Source organism: Mesobacillus sp., assembly GCF_057785455.1.
On record NZ_JBYNSB010000020.1, the window covers coordinates 165,628 to 182,807 of the forward strand.

A 17,180-nucleotide genomic window follows, 5' to 3' on the forward strand; every position below is an offset into this window, starting at 1 on the left:
AAAAATAAAGGAGGCTTCGACACAATGACTGTAATCAAAAATGAAACAGCTGTCTTGAAGAATTATATCAATGGTGAATGGGTGGCTGCTGAGAGCACGGATTCTCTGGAAGTTCCTAATCCGGCGACTGGAGAAATGCTGGCCAGGGTTCCGATTTCCTCAAAGGCGGATGTGGAACTCGCTGTAAACGCCGCCAGGGAAGCTTTTAAGACGTGGAAGAACACTCCTGTCCCAAAGAGGGCCAGAATTCTATATAAATATCATCACCTGCTGACGGAAAACCATGAAAAGCTGGCGAAGCTGATCGTGCAGGAAAATGGAAAGGCGTATAAGGAGGCACATGGCGAGGTTCAGCGCGGCATAGAGTGCGTTGAGTTCGCGGCAGGCGCACCGACGCTGATGATGGGTGAAAGCCTTTCTAATATCGCTGAGGATATCGATTCTGAAATGTTCCGCTATCCGCTTGGTGTTGTCGGGGGCATTACTCCTTTCAACTTCCCGATGATGGTTCCGCTGTGGATGTTCCCGCTGGCGATTGCATGTGGCAATACCTTTGTGCTGAAGCCGTCTGAGCGGACTCCGCTTTTAGCAAATGAACTGGTTGAGCTGTTTTCCGAGGCGGGCGCTCCTAAAGGAGTATTGAACATTGTTCACGGAGCACATGATGTCGTAAATGGCCTGCTTGACCATGAGGATGTTAAAGCGATTTCGTTCGTAGGCTCACAGCCTGTTGCGAAATATGTGTATGAAAGAGCTGCTGCTAAAGGAAAGCGCGTCCAGGCGTTATCAGGGGCGAAAAACCACCACATTGTCATGCCTGATGCTGACATGGAGAAAGCCGTCTCTCATGTTATCAGCTCAGCGTATGGCAGCGCCGGCCAGCGTTGCATGGCCTGCAGCGCAGTAGTTGTAGTCGGTGATGGTGACAAGTTTGTTCAGGCATTAAAACAAAAGGCAGACGAGCTTGTGATTGGGAACGGGCTCGATGATGAGGTTCTGCTGACTCCGGTAATCAGGGATTCACATCGTGAAAAGGTGCTTGGCTATATCGAGAAAGGAGTCGAGGAAGGTGCAAGCCTGCTGCTCGATGGACGCAATCAGATGGATGAGTTCAAGGATGGAACCTTCCTTGGGCCAACGATTTTTGATCATGTAACACCGGAAATGACGATTGCGAAGGATGAGATTTTTGCGCCGGTATTAAGCTTGCTTAGAGCGGAGGATTTGGATGAAGCACTTGAATATCTTCGAAAATCCCGTTTTGGAAATGGTGCGACCATTTATTCAAAGGACGCAAAAGCCATTAGACAGTTTAGAGAAGAAGCAGATGCAGGAATGCTGGGAGTCAATGTTGGCGTACCGGCAACCATGGCTTTCTTCCCATTCTCCGGCTGGAAAGACTCCTTTTATGGAGATCTCCATGTAAATGGGAAGGATGGCGTTAATTTCTTTACTCGTAAAAAGATGATTACTTCCCGTTTTGATTATTAAGTTTTTCAAGAACAAAGTTTCCAAGACTTGGAGCTTAGGAGGAAGCTGGTATGACTAAAATTAAGCAGGGTGAAGATTTTCTCACGAAAGACAGGGATTATGTCTGGCATTCAATGAAACCATACAGTCCCGACAGTACGTTAATTGTAGAGAAGGCTGAAGGCTCATGGGTTACGGACCATAAAGGAAATCGTTTCCTCGATGCCATGGCCGGTCTTTGGTGCGTAAACGTGGGATATGGAAGGACGGAGCTTGCAGAGGCTGCTTATGAGCAGCTTAAGGAAATGGCTTACTTCCCATTAAGCCAGAGCCACGTACCAGCGATCAAGCTTGCGGAGAAATTGAATGAAATGCTCGGCGACGAGTATGTGATTTTCTTTTCCAATAGCGGATCTGAGGCGAATGAGACTGCATTCAAGCTTGTCAGGCAGTATCACCAGCAAAAAGGCGATGGCAGCCGCTATAAATTCATTTCCCGCTACCGAGGCTATCATGGGAATACTATGGGATCACTTGCTGCTACGGGCCAGGCGCAGCGCAAATTTAAATATGAGCCGCTGGCACCTGGGTTCCTGCATGTGCCGCCGCCTGACCTATATCGAGACAAGGATAAGGCAGATACGCCGGCAAATGAACTGCAGTCTGTCAAGGATATTGACCGTGTGATGACCTGGGAGCTGAGCGAGACCATTGCTGGTGTCATCATGGAGCCAATCATTACAGGAGGCGGTATTCTTGTGCCGCCGGATGAGTATATGAAAGGCGTAAAAGAGGTTTGTGAAAAGCATGGCGCCCTGCTGATCGTGGATGAAGTCATCTGTGGCTTCGGCCGGACAGGAAAGCCGTTCGGATTCATGAATTATGGCGTGAAGCCTGATGTGATCACGATGGCGAAAGGAATCACCAGTGCGTATTTGCCGCTGTCCGCAACTGCAGTGCGCAAGGATATCTATGAAGCTTTTAAAGGAACGGAGGAATATGATTATTTCCGCCATGTAAACACATTCGGCGGAAATCCGGCTGCATGCGCGCTTGCCCTGAAAAACCTTGAAATCATGGAAAAGGAACAGCTTTTTGACCGTTCCGCTGAGCTTGGGGAGTATCTGAAGCAAAGTCTGTCTTCACAGCTGGCTGACCATCCGCTAGTAGGCGATGTCCGTGGGAAGGGTTTGCTGATCGGCATTGAGCTTGTCAAGGATAAGGCAACAAAAGAGCCTCTAAGTGTAGACCTTGTGAACAAAGTGATTGCCGGCTGTAAGGGGAAAGGCCTGATTATCGGTAAAAATGGCGCGACGGTTGCGGGCTTTAACAATGTCCTGACGCTATCGCCACCATTGAACATCGAAATGGAGGATCTTGATTATATCATCAAGACCGTGACCGATGAGTTGAAGGCGATTCAATAGCTTAAAGAAACCTTTCTAAGAACACTCGTAATCCTCAGAAGTTAATAGGATTACGAGTGTTTTGCACAATGTCTGTTTTTTTTCAATATTTTACCAGAAAGGTAGATGGAGAATGAGAATAGGGGTGCCAAAAGAGGTAAAAAACAACGAGAATCGTGTCTCGCTGACACCTGCTGGAGTGATGCAGCTTGTTCAGCAGCATCATCAAGTAGTCGTGGAAAAGGGAGCAGGGCTTAACTCAGGATTTATTGATGAACTGTATATGGAGGCAGGTGCCCTGGTTGTTGAAAGTGCTGCAGAGGTGTGGCAAAGCGAAATGGTCATTAAAGTTAAGGAGCCCACTCCTGAAGAGTACAAGTATTTTTATGAGGGCTTGATTCTCTTTACTTATCTCCATCTTGCTGCCGACCGTGCTCTGACAGAGGCGTTGATTGAAAAAAAGGTTGTTGCGGTAGCCTATGAAACCGTGCAGCTTTCCAACCGGACATTGCCTTTACTGACACCGATGAGTGAAGTCGCAGGCCGGATGGCTACACAGATTGGCGCTTCCTTTTTGGAAAAATCACGCGGCGGAAAAGGTGTCCTGCTTGGCGGCGTACCTGGTGTGAGCAGGGGCAAAGTAACGATTATCGGCGGGGGAGTCGTTGGTACGAATGCAGCAAAGATTGCTGTTGGCCTTGGGGCGCAGGTTTCAATTCTGGATGTGAGTCCTGATCGCCTTCGGGAGCTCGATGATATTTTTGGAAGCAGTATTACGACATTGATGTCTAGTCCATATACGATTGCTGATACTGTGGCAGAATCGGACTTGGTGATTGGGGCTGTACTGATCCCTGGTGCGAAGGCTCCTAAACTGGTGACCCAGGAAATGGTCTGCTTGATGCAGGAAGGTTCGGTGATTGTTGATGTAGCGATTGACCAGGGCGGCATTTTTGAAACAGCTACGCATGTTACAACTCATGAGAATCCCACTTATGTAAAGCACGGCGTTGTTCATTACGCAGTTGGGAATATGCCTGGTGCGGTTCCTCGTACCTCGACGATCGCACTCACGAATGTTACGGTTCCATATATTTTGCAGATTGCGAATAAAGGATACGAGCGGGCGTTTGCGGAAAATGAGGCCTTACATAAGGGGCTGAATGTTGTTGATGGCAGGATTGTTTATGGGGAAGTTGCCAAGGCGCACCTGATGACGATGATTTAAGGTTTAAGTTAAATTTGTAATTTGGCCGTTTGGGAGACTTATAGATTAGTGGTAACTTCCAGAAGGTTTGTATCCTGTTCATTTGTTAAAAGGAGGGAAATTCATGACTCTGCAAACATTAACGATCAATAAACAGCGGCTGGAGCAGCGCATCAATGAACTGGCGGAGATCGGGAAAATTGGGGAAACTGGCGTTTGCCGCCTGGCTTTGTCTAAGGAGGACAGGCAGGGTGTTGAAAAGGTGAAATCCTGGATGGAAGAAGCCGGGCTATCGGCACGGATCGACCATTTTGGCAATTTGATTGGACGGTATGAGGGTGAGAATTCAGATGCCCCTATTCTAATGGTTGGGTCGCATATTGATTCTCAGCCATATGGCGGCCGCTTTGACGGGGTGATCGGGGTGCTTGGTGCGCTGGAGGTTGTCCAGACAATGAAGGAGCACCATCTCGTTCCGAAGATGCCAATTGAGGTCATTGCTTTTTGTGATGAAGAAGGCAGCCGTTTCAATAAGGGGCTATTTGGAGTCCGCGGTATTCTCGGCAAGCTTGAAGAAGGTGAGCTTGAGCGGACTGACAAGGATGGTGTGACTAGAAGAGAAGCATTGATCGAGTTTGGCTGTGACCCGTCGAAATTTCAGGAATGTGAATATCCAGAGGGGAGCATTGGGGCGTTTCTGGAAATGCATATCGAACAGGGGCCAGTTCTTGAGAAAAATAACTTGCCGGTCGGAATTGTCACTGGCATATCGGGGCCTTTGTGGCTGACGGTTGAACTAGAGGGATTTGCGGGACATGCCGGTTCGGTGCCGATGCCAATGAGGCAGGATGCGCTTGTCGGTGCGGCAAAGGTAATTGTGGCGCTGAATGAACTGGCAAGTGAGGACCCGGAAGCACCAACCGTCGGAACAGTCGGCAGCCTGAAGGTATTCCCGGATTCGCGCAATATCATTCCGGAGAAAGTTACCTTTACAGTTGACTTGCGGGACATCGATATTAACAGAAGACACCGGCTAGAAGAACGGCTTAAAGCAAGGATTGACAAAATCACTGCAGAGCATGGATTGACCTGCAAAATTTCGGAGGATACAAACAGCGAGCCGCGTTATTGCGCGCAGGACATCATGGCGGTAATGAGAGAGGAAAGCGAGAAAATCGGACTGGACACGATGGAGCTGATGAGCGGGCCATTCCACGACTCACTCGCCTTGTCCTATGTCTGTGACTACGGGATGATCTTCGTCCGCTGCAAAGACGGCATCAGCCATAACCCTGCAGAGTTTTCAACCATGGAAGATATCTCGCTTGGAACAGAGCTGCTGTACAAAACCGTCATAAGGATGGCAGAAAATGAATAACAAATCACTAGGACTTTAACAATTCACCCCTTTAAAGCGCCGGGGGTCTGACCCCCGGCGCTTTAAAGGGATAAAGGAGATGGGATGGTGTGACGAAGAGGCAGTTTAATTCGCTTTATATTCTGGTTTGTGTGATTCCGTTTTTGCTGCTGGTGTTTCCGTTTTTTGAGATTGGGAACCGCGCGACGCCGATTGTTTTGGGTTTGCCGTTTTCGTTTTTCTGGGTGATTCTCTGGATTTTAGTGACGTTTATTGCTTTGGTCATTTTATACCGTTATGATCCAGATCAGGATGAGGAGGAGGATGTTTAATGCCGGGTTGGCAAATTGCTCTTATTATGATGATTTTGTACCTGGTCATTGCCTTGGTAGTGGGTGTCATGGCAGGCAGGGGAAGGGACAGCGGTTCTCTAGATGAATTTGCGGTAGCAGGCGGGAAGCTTGGATTGTTTGTCATGTGGTTCCTAATGGGCGGCGCGGTTTTCAGTGCATTCTCCTTCCTGGGAGCGCCAGGCTGGGCATATTCTAAAGGCGCACCAGCGTTATACATTATCACTTACACGGCTTTTGCTATTTTACCATGGTATATTATCGGCCCAAAAATCGGGAAGATTGGAAAAAAGCATCGTTTATACACAGTTGCCGGTTTCTTGAAAGGCCGATTTAATAGTCCTGCTCTGGCTGTATTGGTGGGATTGATTGCTTTATTTGCCTCTATCCAATATCTCGCGACGCAAATGTCTGGGATGGCGATTATTTTTAACATCATGACTGAAGGCCGGATTCCTTTCTGGCTTGGTGCACTTGTTTCTTATGGAATCGTTGTTGTATACGTTGCAACTGGCGGTCTTCGAGCAGCTGCCTGGTCTGACGTGTTCCAGGGATTGCTGATGATCATCATTTCCTGGGTAGTTGGATTAACGATTGTCTACCAGCTCCATGGCGGAACAGGGGAAATGTTCGCGACTATGGCCCGGGAAACTCCTGAGTTCCTGCAAATTGGAAAAGAAGGATCTTCCATGGGGACTGTTGCCTATACAACAACTATTCTCGTATCGGTCATCGGGTTCTTGATGTGGCCGCATTTATTTTCTAAATCCTATGCTTCTAACTCTCGTACGATTAAAAAGACAGTTCTCGCTTACCCGATTTTTGCGTTATTCCTCGTTCCGCTGTTGTTAGTTGGTTTCGCTGCGAAAGGTGTTGTTGATTCAGGTCAGTTACAAAGTCCTGATCAAGTGCTCCCTTTTCTGATTACGACTGTCATGAATCTCCCTGGCTGGCTGTATGGCCTGGTTGGAGCAGGGGCTTTGGCGGCTGCAATGTCAACTGCGGATGCAATTACACATAGCGCCTCACTGGAAGTGACTGATGGGGTGGTAAAATCGATCTGGAAAAACCTTTCCGATAAAAAGACCCTATTAATTATGCGTGTTGGAGTCTTCGTAATCGGTGCATTGGCCTATTACATTACTGTTTTTGGCGGACAAGGCTTGATTGCTTTGCTTTTAGGCGCATATGGATCAATTGTCCAATTTGCCCCAGGCGTCTACAGTGCGCTCTTTTGGAGACGTGCTACGACACGGGGGGTTATTTCCGGTCTGGTTATCGGAACACTGGTGAACTATTACTTCCAGCTCGTTGCGACATCTACTCCATATGAAATCCATGCTGGTATCCTTGGGTTGATTTCTAACATTGTCATAATGGTAACAGTCAGCTATCTGACTAAGCCGCAAGCAGAAGAAGATGTCAATCGTTATGTTGATGTAGCTTAATGCATTTATGATAAATCGTCAGGCTGCTCGTTTCTGCCGTCTGGCGGTTTTTTTGTAAAAGGCTGTGTTAAAGCTGAATGTTGATTGTTAACCCTGTTGATTGTAGTGGAAGGCGCGAAGACTCCTTCGGGATGAAGCAGGTAGGTAAGACCCCGCAGGAGCAAAGCGACGAGGAGGCTCACCGCACGCCCCAAGAAAAATTTGCTCTTGAAAAACCGGCAATTGGGCTTTTTCATAATTTTTCAGAGGAAAGCGAAGCGCCTGGAACGAAAATCAACAGCCTCGTTTAACAGATCCTTGTAAAAAGAAAGGGGATAGGAATGAAAGCAGATCTAGTATTTATCAATGGAGAAGTCATTACAGTCGATGAGAAAAGCAGAATTGTTGAAGCTGTTGCTGTAAAAGAAAATCGGATCGCTGCAGTCGGTACAAATCAGGAAATCCGCCAATATATAACCGGCGATACGAAAGTGATTGACTTACAGGGCCGCAGCCTGCTGCCAGGTTTTATCGATTCACACATTCACCTGACCATATATGGAACGAATCTATTGGGGGTAAGCTGTATTGAACCACACGTTCAATCGCTTGAGGATATTTTTGTCGACTTGAGAAAAAAAGCTCAGGAAACACCGAAGGGAGAATGGGTCAGGGCATGGGGATTTAACGAGCAGAAGCTGGCGGAATGTCGTTATCCAACAAAGGAAGAGCTCGACGATATCTCCACTGATCACCCGATTGTAGTGATCAGGACTTGCAATCATACATCAATCGTAAACAGCAAGGCTTTGGAAGTTGCCAATATCGCCGACGCTGCTCCAGATCCTGAGGGAGGGATCATCGAGAGGGACCAAGATGGCCGCTTAACTGGAAAAATGGTTGAAAACGCGCATATGCAGGTTTTTGAGTATGCCAGCTATAAAGATGCGGAAATCCGGAGAGGGATCCAATTGGCCTCAGAAGAGTTCATTAAAGCAGGCATCACCAGCATTCATGATGCTGGAGCCTATGGAGATGGTGCTGATACAATCCGGATTATGCAGCAGGCAATCAAAGCTAATGAGGTCAAGGTCAGAGTATATGCGATGATCGGCTCACTTACAAATTCGCATGAGTTTGTGAAAAAAATGGTTAACGCCGGTCCATTAACAGGTCTTGGAGATGAGCGGTTCAAAATCGGTCCCGCGAAGCTCTTTACCGATGGCAGCAGCGTCGGGCCAACGATTGCCACAAGGGAAGGATATAGCCATGATCCAGGCGATCATGGAATCATTTATTACAGTCAGGAGGACTTGAACAGGATTCTGGGAGAGGCTCATGAAAAAGGGTTCCAGCTTACTGCGCATGCACAGGGAGACCGTGCCATAGAAATGCTGCTGAATTGCTATGAAAATGCGCTTGAGAAGCATCCACGGAATGACCACCGTCATCGAATTGAGCATGCAGGCATTTCTTCCCCAGATTTGCAGCAGCGAATGAAACACCTGGGAGTCGTGGTGACGCCGAACCCTGTATTCATGTATGTGAACGGTGATAAGTATCTTGAATATTACGGCGACCGGGTAGAAGTTATGTATCCAGCCCGGGATTTTTTTGATCAAGGCATTGTGGCTGCGTTCGGATCCGATGCACCAGTTACGTTTTTGGATCCGCTGCTCGGCATTCATGCTGCCGTGAACAGAAAATCATCAGGGGGACAGCCTGTTGGAGAGTGCCAGGCAGTAAGTGTAATGGAAGCGATAAAGGCCTATACCTGGAATGGAGCTTATGCCAGCTTTGAAGAGAAACTGAAGGGAAGCATCGTGCCCGGCAAACTCGCCGACCTGGTCGTATTAGACTCCAGTATCTTAAACCAGGAAAAAACAAAACTAAAAGAAATGAAAGTAGAAATGACTATAATCGACGGGCAAATAGTACACAACACAAACCTATTAATCAAGGAAGATATTTACCAATTATAGCAGGACGCTTTACCACATTAACGCGCTGGGGGTCTGACCCCCAGCGCGTTAATGTGGTAAAGCTATTCGTGTTTCTATACAAATAATGATAGAAAATCTTTTTTCTACGGTGTAAAATATTCTAGAAAATTGAAATCGCATCCATTTTGAATTGTGGGAGGAACCGACACACAGTTATCAGAATACCATTTCCAGCGCTAGAGTATATTAATAATTCTGAAAATAAAACACTACAAGAGGTTGGTGAAGTTGACAATGGATGTTAACGGGAAAGAACTTACGATTTTTGACCACGTTGGAAATAAGATTATTACGGAGGACCGTGAAATCAATATTATTGCTAGATTCGAAGAACCGCTTATCGTCATACTTGGCAATGTGCTTACTGATGAGGAGTGCGATCAGCTCATCCAAATGTCGAAGGACCGCATGAACCGATCCAAGATCGGGAACACTCGTGAAGTCGATGAACTAAGAACGAGCAGCAGCATGTTTTTTGAAGAAGCGGAGAATGCTCTTGTGTCCAAAATAGAACACCGAGTCTCACAGATTATGAATATACCTGTTGAGCATGGAGAAGGCCTGCAAATCTTGAATTATGAGATTGGCCAGGAGTACAAGGCTCATTTTGATTTCTTTAAATCCACAAGCAGAGCAGCAAGCAATCCAAGAATCAGCACCCTGGTGATGTACCTGAATGATGTCGAGCAAGGAGGAGAAACCTATTTCCCTAAACTTGGTTTATCAGTGACACCGCAGAAGGGCATGGCAGTTTATTTCGAATATTTTTATGACAATCAAGAGTTGAATGATTTAACTCTCCATGGCGGAGCACCAGTTGTCGTTGGTGACAAATGGGCGGCTACACAGTGGATGAGAAGGAAAGTATATAGATAAAAAACAGAGCAAAAGGCCATCGTCATGATGGTCTATTTTTTTTGAAACCAGACAGGGGGTCAGTACGTAGTAAATGTGAGAATATTTTAAATTATTTCTCGGGAAAGCGCAGGATTTGACGTTATTTTTGCGGATTGTCGCAGTTTGGCGTTTTGTGACGGACGCTCCCACCGCTAACTGGTACCCGAATTACTACATTTTCACTATTAAGATTTTCTGAGCTATTGATGGCAATCATAGTGTAAAACGCCACAAAGGTTTATTAGGCGTGAGAGCCTGCAAGAACATTTTAAAATTTTAGTAAACATAAAAGGGGGTATGTATTTGCCAGCATTAAAAAAACTGAAGAAATACATTGGCATCTTGATCTGCATTTTTTCAGGGATTTTCGCGATTGCTTCGGCAATTCGATTATTCGAGGATTACGTTCTTGTTGTTCTGACGATGTATATTTTAGTGGGCATTATTCCTTTTTCTATTGGAATCTATCTGTTAAAGGGAAAGGGAGTCTTTGATCTTAAGAATAGCAGACTTCCGGAATATAGGGTATTCGTATGGGTTACATTTGCCGCTCCAGCCATTTTATCAGGTATTCAGCATTTTTCTTGGAAAAATAATTCGGGAGATTTTCTGTATATAGACAATCTTACCGTGGAGTGGGTTGGGTATTTACTTGTGATTACCGGAATGATGGCTTATTTTTCCGGTGGAAGATGGTTTGTAGCAGGTTGGAAAAATACTGAAACTCATGTGAAGTGGATTCTTGCCGTTAGTTTGATTATTTCAGTAGTGACAGGGTTTATAACAATAAATGACTACAATGCAATCAATAAGGGCGGACTCCTTCTATCGCCTTTCGGGGAGAAGGAGAAGATTCATTGGTCAGAAATCAAATATGCTGAAATTGATGGTTATATTTCCGGGGGCAGGGATTCAGATTTTGTCTGGAGGTTTTATTTTACATTGAAGGATGGAAGAGTGGTCAATTTCGGTCCTTTTGGTTACAACAAATATGGTTTGGAGGATTCCCTTTCTATAAAAGAGCTTTTGAAGGAGCAACAGATTTCCTGGACTGTCTATAATTTAACTGAGAAGGAATGGGAATATGTAGAAGTTGATATGGAATATGATGAAGAAGCGAATCCTGAGGACTTTTATGATGTTTTTCAATATAATCCCACCAAGAAAGAATATTACTCCATACCATTCGAGTGACCAGGATTAATAAAAATTGCGTTAGTGCTGAGAAGGGGGAAAGAATTATGGGCTGGTTTATCATTGTCATTATCGCTTATTTGCCTATCATCTACAAGATTCATAGGCGTTTGGATCATTTAGAAAAAGAAGTCAAAATGTTAAAAGGGGAGAAGGAGTGACAGCTTGAAAAAATACATGCTTATTATTTGCTCTATTTTAATTCTAATTTTTAGTTTCAATTTGGTAAACGATCATCGCGAAAGAGACCTGGATGATTTGATAAAGTATCGAAACAACGACTTCAAATCTATCGGTTTTACAAAAGACCGCATACCTGAGGGCCATGCTTTTCAATGGTGGACAGAGGACGAGATGGCGGCAGATGAATTAATTCAGTTTCTAAGCCAGTATCAGGTTGTGAAAATCAATAAGGAAGACTACCATTCCCGTATATATGAAAAAAGCGAATCTTTTCATTTTACGATTCAGCACAATCTGGCAAACCCAGTCATCCTTGATGTAAGGGATGATGTAATCCATTTATATACGGGAAATTATTATGAGATTGTAAATGGTCCTGTGAATATGGGCTGGATCTCTTCCTTTCATCAGAAATATCTTGAGAAATATGGCAGGGATTTGTAGTAGCGAGATTAATAGATTTGGGGACGCTAATCACTAAATTATATGATCGGGGTTGAGCTAGACATGGCAAAGTATGAAAAAATAGTTACTGGTCAATTTGATAATGTGGTACAAAAACTCGAAAATGATATTAGCAATAGTGGAATAAGCATGAAATTAGTTGATGGAAGCAATTATAGTATTGGAGATACTGAAATTGCAGTTCGAGTTTATGATAAATATTTTATGAGGAATGGAAACAGAGCCAGTTTGAGTCTTACAGTAGTTGGTAAAAATAGTGAGATATTCATCTCAGCAATAGGTGCTGGTGGCGGCCAGGGGGTTTTCTTAAACTTTAGTCTCGGTGCCGAAGATGAAATGGTGAGGATCGTGGAAGAAAGTATCGATCAAATGGGATGATTTAAGAACGGGAACATTATAGGCAAGAAACACAAGTAAATTCACTTGTGTTTTTTTATGCCAATTGTTAAGTCCGAGGCAATGGAAATTGCACTGACCAATTAGCGAGTAAATCTGTAATTCCGAAACGAGAGTCTTATGATTGGAATAAATTTGTAATGTTAAAAATCCTCTAAAGCGGGAATAAAAGAAGAAACAATTCGAAATGGAGTGATTAATATGCAAAAAACAATTCCGCTTGTTTTGGGTTCTTCACTTCTATCAGCAGGAGCAGCTATTCTTATCATGACGGCATTAAGAAAAAAAGAAGAAGCCTATACATTCACAGTGCTTAAGGATACAGACATGCGAGACAGCAAAAAAATCGATAAAAAAGAGAGTGTTGATGCCGATAAAGATCCATCTGAAAAGGGATTAACACAATTTGATTCGGCGCTGAAATCGGAATGGGTGGCCAACGGATTCCCTCAGACACATCAAGAAATGAAAGAACTAGAGAATCAAGTCTAAGGTAGCTTACAAATCATCGTACAGACACATTCTATTTGGAATGTGTCTTTTTATTGTTTTATTTTTTCTAAAATAGCAAAGAGAAGGAATTACTTACTCATATATAGAACATAGCATTGTAACTTAATTATAAAAGGGGTAACAAAATCATGAATGCAATAAACATAGAGTATCCATCATTGGAAACTGAAAGAATCAAGCTCAGACTTTTAAGATTGGAAGATGCTAACGAAGTCTTTTCTTTATTTTCAGATTCAGAAGTGACCAGGTATATGGACATCGAACCTTGTAAGGATATACCTGAAGCCGAAGAAATCATTAAGTTTCATATTGACGATGCTGGCTGCAGATGGGGGTTGTTCAAGAAAGACGATAATACTTTCATTGGAACAGCCGGATTTCATTATTTGCGAAAAAATGAACAATTCATAGCAGAGATTGGCTTTGACTTAGCGAAGGACCATTGGGGTAACGGATATATGCAGGAAGTAATCAAAGAGGTAATTTCATTTGGCTTTAGCGAAATGGGATTAGATATTATAGATGCAACCGTAGAACCGGAGAATGTAAACTCAATAAGATTGATGTGTAAGCTGGGCTTTGAGGAACATGAAGATTTGAAGGACAACTTAGTTTATTTTACATTGACTTCAAGATAAAAATACTTTCTTAAAAGCAGACAAAAGCGTAATCCTTTCTGGGATTATGCTTTTTTACTGGTTTTTTTGTTTGAATATTTAGATAAAATCTAGATTTTCTGAGAAATTATGGTAAAATTTATCAATGACAAAAAATCTTTAGGGGAGTAATGATGGAGAATATTATCGAAGTTAAAGGGGTTTCTCGGTTTTATAAGCTCAAGGAAGGATCTAAGTATGCATTGGAAGACATTTCTTTCAATGTAAAAAAAGGCGAGGTTTTTGGACTTCTCGGTCCAAATGGTGCAGGCAAGACGACTACAATTAAGATTTTGACGACCCTCTTGCTTCCATCTGCAGGAGAAGCAAGGGTGCTGGGTTATGATGTTGTTTCGGAGAGCCACAAAATTCGCGATAAAATCAATTTCGTTTATGGCGGAGAAAAAGGCGTGTATGGCAGATTGACTGCGAAGGAGTACCTGCATTATTTCTGTACCTTATATAAGATAAAAAACAAGGATCAAGCTCCACTGATAAAGGATTTACTGGATATGGTCCAGCTGCAGGAAGCTGAGAATCAAAAGATTTACACCTTTTCCAAAGGAATGATCCAGAGGTTACATATTGCCCGGTGCATGATCAATAATCCTGAGCTGCTGTTTCTGGATGAGCCAACAATTGGGCTCGATCCGCTGGGTGCCAAGCTTTTGCGTGACCTGGTTAAGGAATTGGCAAGCAAAGGGATCACGATTATCCTGACAACGCATTATATGCATGAGGCAGACGAACTTTGTGACCGTATTGCTTTTATAAAAGGCGGAAAAATCAGCATGATCGGAGATCCTGATTTTATCAAACGAAGCTTCAACCACCTGAATCTTTATGAAGCGACAATGAGCATCTTTGATATTGAAAAGGTGAAGCAGGATCCGTACTTCAATAAGCTTGATATCGAAGCCATCAGGGAGCCGTATTACAACCTGAAGTTTGAAGTGGACGAGAATGAAACTGGAGAAGTATCGAAGTATTTAAGCCAGTTTGGGGATGTTCTGAAAGTGGAGAAAAGAGAGATTTCGCTTGAGGATGCCTATATCTATCATATGAAGGATGTAGGGTGACACAGGATGAATCTATTTTTTCTGCTCGTAAGGGAAATTAAATACTTCACTAACTTCAATAACAAAATGTATCAGTTCCTGCTGTTCTTTCAGCCGCTCATGTTCCTGTCGATTGTCTTTTTCCTTAAGCAGGTAAGAGGGGATATCAATTCTGACCGATTTGTTGTCGCATCTGCACTGATCAGTATGTGGAGCTATGTGCTCTACTCCTCCGGTTCTGCACTTATTTCACAGAAATGGAGTGATACTTTGAAGCTGTTGATCGCAGCTCCGGTGTCTTTATTCCATGTGATTTTAACAAAAGCTTTAAGCAATTCTGTCATCGCGCTGATTTCAATGTTACTTAGCTTTGTGTATGCCAGATTCATTTTTCAGTTCCATTTGAATATCGAAAATTATGGACTATTTTTTCTCTCGGTTCTGGTTTTGATATTTTCATTAAGTGTAGTTGGACTTATCCTTGCTGTTATTTTCGTTGCTTCCCAGAATGTATTTGATTTTCAGAATCTTATCCTCACACCGATGATCCTGCTTTGCGGAGTATTCATTCCTGTGGAGCAGTTCCCAGTTGCTTTGAAGTGGCTTGCGTACCTTATTCCGATGACATGGGGCATAAAATCGGTCCAGGAAACATTAGTGCTTGCTCCTGAAATGTTTATGACTATGGGGATTTCTATTGCTGTTAGTCTTGTATACTTATTGCTTGCCTTTTTGATCGTTAAAAAGATGGAAATTGTGCTGCGGAAATCCGGCAGTCTGGGGGCGATATAATGCTGTTGATCAATAAATATGGTTTTACCAACCTTTCTTATAAAGCCATTTATACGTTCCAGACTTTGAAACTTTTTATTTTATTTCGCATTGTCGATCCATTCATGCATTACATCTTCTTTGCAACCTTGGCCGGTTCGCTTGTAGGCTCAAGCTATTTAAAATTTGTTGTGATCGGCAACATTGCCTATTACACTGCTCAAACGATCATGATCAATTATATGAATATGTTCAGGATGGAGCGAAGATATGGGACGCTTGAGCTTAACATAGCTTCACCAACACCAACGCTGCTCATTATCTTGCGGAAAGGCATTGTCCCTTTGCTTGATGGATTATTCGTCTTTACTGTCGGTCTGCTGATTGGGAGTCTGTTGTTTGGTATTGATTTTCCATTCGAGAACCTTGGTTCGATTCTTTTACTGTTTGCCATCACCTTGTTTTCCGTCATCAGTTTCTCTTTGCTTTTTGCTTCAGTGAGTTTGTTATTCTCCAATGTCAACCTGTTCCTGAACTTGTCTCTGGCTTTTTTCCAAGTATTCTGCGGGGTGAATTTTTCCGTAACATTGCTGCCTGACGCATTGGAAGCTTTGGCAAGATTGCTGCCGCTCACACACAGCATTGAAGCCTTGCGATCTCTTTATGGACTGGACAACTATGATGTGAAGGTGCTTTTAACAAAGGAAATTACTATCGGAATTTGTTATCTGCTTGTTTCAATTGTATTAGTTTCGATGATGGAAAAACTGGCGCGGAGAAATGGTGCATTATTTAAGGATTTATAGCCTTAGATGAAAAAGGACAGTATGGAAAACCTGTCCTTTTCTTTGTGAATTCCCTAGTTTCCCCATGGAGTCGCCGATGAAAGTGCCGTAACGGCTGCAGCGTTTCCAAAGACACTATTATTTTCACTTTCTATCAAATCTGCGTGACGGAAGAACATGGTAGGCTCATTCATCTGATCATTCGTTCTTTGGCCAACGAATGACAGCTCAAGCTTCTCTCCATCCTCATCCAGATCTCCAATGGCAAAAAAGCGCAGTATGTCACCAGGCTGGGCTAGTCCAGCAAAAGTAAATGTTCTAGTCAGACAACTATTGTCCGGAACGAATTGAACCGTATCGGGAAAAAGCGTTTCAGGTCCCGTACTATCACAAACCTCAGCAAATAATTGGATTCTGAAATCCTTGGAAGTTGGATTTTTAATTGATACGTGGACTACATTTGGCGGAGCGCCCACTGGGTCACCTGTTATTCTTCCGGGGATTTTCATAGGTCCAGTTGAAAGAACCTCTGTCATGTGTTGTTCACCTCCTTTTTATAAAATCTAATTTATAGTATTAATAGAATTGAAAATGTTGTGGACAAACTAATCAAGAAGCACGCACATTTTTATTGTCCATTGCGAAAAGGAATATTAAGCCTAATTGATTCGCAGAAAACCCCCTGCGTGTGAAACGCAACTGCTTATAGAAAGCAAAAAGGAGGAGAATAATATGTACTTTGAATCCGGAGCAGAGATATTTCTAACAATTTGTATATGGCTGGTATCATCTTCATTAATTGCAGCTTCAGTTTACCGTTTCAGGCAGAGGAAGGGTGGAACCTTCTATCTGATATTCAGCATCCTTCATGCATTGAGTTTGTTTATGCTTAAAGATTTGCTGCTTACTATAGAGGTTAATGAGGTAATGGCATCAGAAGAGAATACTTTCAGGCTCTATCTTTTTATTTTCCCATGGCTACTCTCAATTATTTTCTTAGTATTTGGTATACTCAGAAGTAGTGTCAGAGATAACTAGGTTA

Annotated in this window: 19 protein-coding genes; 18 read left to right on the plus strand and 1 reads right to left on the minus strand. The window is 43.4% G+C overall.

All coding sequences use genetic code 11. The features are described 5' to 3' along the window. Positions 1–24 precede the first annotated feature (24 nt). The 17 genes from AC3EBE_RS07555 (at position 25) to AC3EBE_RS07635 (ending at position 16,159) form a co-directional block, all read left to right on the plus strand. A complete protein-coding gene (locus tag AC3EBE_RS07555; RefSeq protein ID WP_488594402.1) occupies positions 25–1,491 on the plus strand; it encodes a CoA-acylating methylmalonate-semialdehyde dehydrogenase in 1,467 nt (488 codons plus the stop codon). Positions 1,492–1,541: 50 nt separating this feature from the next. Next, a complete protein-coding gene (locus AC3EBE_RS07560; RefSeq protein WP_488594403.1) occupies positions 1,542–2,897 on the plus strand; it encodes an aminotransferase in 1,356 nt (451 codons plus the stop codon). A 112-nt stretch (positions 2,898–3,009) separates the two neighbouring features. Next, positions 3,010–4,104, plus strand: coding sequence for an alanine dehydrogenase (ald, locus tag AC3EBE_RS07565; protein WP_488594404.1), 1,095 nt, complete (start codon positions 3,010–3,012; stop codon positions 4,102–4,104). 103 nt (positions 4,105–4,207) lie between these two features. Further along, positions 4,208–5,461 (plus strand): M20 family metallo-hydrolase, encoded by a 1,254-nt coding sequence (locus AC3EBE_RS07570; RefSeq protein WP_488594405.1) that lies wholly within the window; start codon positions 4,208–4,210, stop codon positions 5,459–5,461. An 89-nt stretch (positions 5,462–5,550) separates the two neighbouring features. After that, positions 5,551–5,772 (plus strand): DUF3311 domain-containing protein, encoded by a 222-nt coding sequence (locus AC3EBE_RS07575; RefSeq protein ID WP_488594406.1) that lies wholly within the window; start codon positions 5,551–5,553, stop codon positions 5,770–5,772. Next, positions 5,772–7,238: a sodium:solute symporter family protein gene (locus AC3EBE_RS07580; protein ID WP_488594407.1), complete on the plus strand. Its 1,467-nt coding sequence runs from the start codon at positions 5,772–5,774 to the stop codon at positions 7,236–7,238. The genes AC3EBE_RS07575 and AC3EBE_RS07580 overlap by 1 nt, the downstream gene beginning before the upstream one ends. Positions 7,239–7,369: 131 nt before the next feature. Beyond that, positions 7,370–7,528 (plus strand): hypothetical protein, encoded by a 159-nt coding sequence (locus tag AC3EBE_RS07585; protein WP_488594408.1) that lies wholly within the window; start codon positions 7,370–7,372, stop codon positions 7,526–7,528. 30 nt (positions 7,529–7,558) lie between these two features. Beyond that, the gene (locus AC3EBE_RS07590; protein ID WP_488594409.1) at positions 7,559–9,199 is read left to right on the plus strand and encodes an amidohydrolase; all 1,641 of its coding nucleotides are present in this window, start codon (positions 7,559–7,561) and stop codon (positions 9,197–9,199) included. Between the two features lie 255 nt (positions 9,200–9,454). Beyond that, positions 9,455–10,096 carry a 2OG-Fe(II) oxygenase gene (locus AC3EBE_RS07595; protein ID WP_488594504.1) on the plus strand — a complete coding sequence of 214 codons (642 nt, stop codon included), beginning with the start codon at positions 9,455–9,457 and terminating at the stop codon, positions 10,094–10,096. Between the two features lie 324 nt (positions 10,097–10,420). Next, entirely contained in the window at positions 10,421–11,311 is an 891-nt protein-coding gene (locus AC3EBE_RS07600) for a hypothetical protein (protein WP_488594410.1), read from the plus strand. A 165-nt stretch (positions 11,312–11,476) separates the two neighbouring features. Next, positions 11,477–11,938, plus strand: a complete 462-nt coding sequence (locus AC3EBE_RS07605; RefSeq protein ID WP_488594411.1) for a hypothetical protein — start codon at positions 11,477–11,479, stop codon at positions 11,936–11,938. Between the two features lie 63 nt (positions 11,939–12,001). Continuing rightward, a complete protein-coding gene (locus tag AC3EBE_RS07610) occupies positions 12,002–12,337 on the plus strand; it encodes a DUF6054 family protein (protein WP_488594412.1) in 336 nt (111 codons plus the stop codon). Between the two features lie 219 nt (positions 12,338–12,556). Next, complete coding sequence (locus tag AC3EBE_RS07615) at positions 12,557–12,847, plus strand: hypothetical protein (RefSeq protein WP_488594413.1); 291 nt, start codon at positions 12,557–12,559, stop codon at positions 12,845–12,847. A 149-nt stretch (positions 12,848–12,996) separates the two neighbouring features. Beyond that, positions 12,997–13,506, plus strand: coding sequence for a GNAT family N-acetyltransferase (locus AC3EBE_RS07620; protein ID WP_488594414.1), 510 nt, complete (start codon positions 12,997–12,999; stop codon positions 13,504–13,506). 149 nt (positions 13,507–13,655) lie between these two features. Beyond that, positions 13,656–14,603: an ABC transporter ATP-binding protein gene (locus tag AC3EBE_RS07625; RefSeq protein ID WP_488594415.1), complete on the plus strand. Its 948-nt coding sequence runs from the start codon at positions 13,656–13,658 to the stop codon at positions 14,601–14,603. Between the two features lie 6 nt (positions 14,604–14,609). Beyond that, a complete protein-coding gene (locus AC3EBE_RS07630) occupies positions 14,610–15,374 on the plus strand; it encodes an ABC transporter permease (RefSeq protein WP_488594416.1) in 765 nt (254 codons plus the stop codon). After that, complete coding sequence (locus AC3EBE_RS07635) at positions 15,374–16,159, plus strand: ABC transporter permease (RefSeq protein WP_488594417.1); 786 nt, start codon at positions 15,374–15,376, stop codon at positions 16,157–16,159. Before AC3EBE_RS07630 ends, AC3EBE_RS07635 begins: the two co-directional genes overlap by 1 nt. Positions 16,160–16,212: 53 nt before the next feature. Here the strand turns inward: AC3EBE_RS07635 and AC3EBE_RS07640 are convergent, their stop codons facing one another. Further along, a complete protein-coding gene (locus tag AC3EBE_RS07640) occupies positions 16,213–16,674 on the minus strand; it encodes a hypothetical protein (protein WP_488594418.1) in 462 nt (153 codons plus the stop codon). A 196-nt stretch (positions 16,675–16,870) separates the two neighbouring features. Here AC3EBE_RS07640 and AC3EBE_RS07645 point away from each other — a divergent pair, with 196 nt between their 5' ends. Further along, entirely contained in the window at positions 16,871–17,176 is a 306-nt protein-coding gene (locus tag AC3EBE_RS07645; RefSeq protein ID WP_488594419.1) for a hypothetical protein, read from the plus strand. Positions 17,177–17,180: the final 4 nt, after the last annotated feature.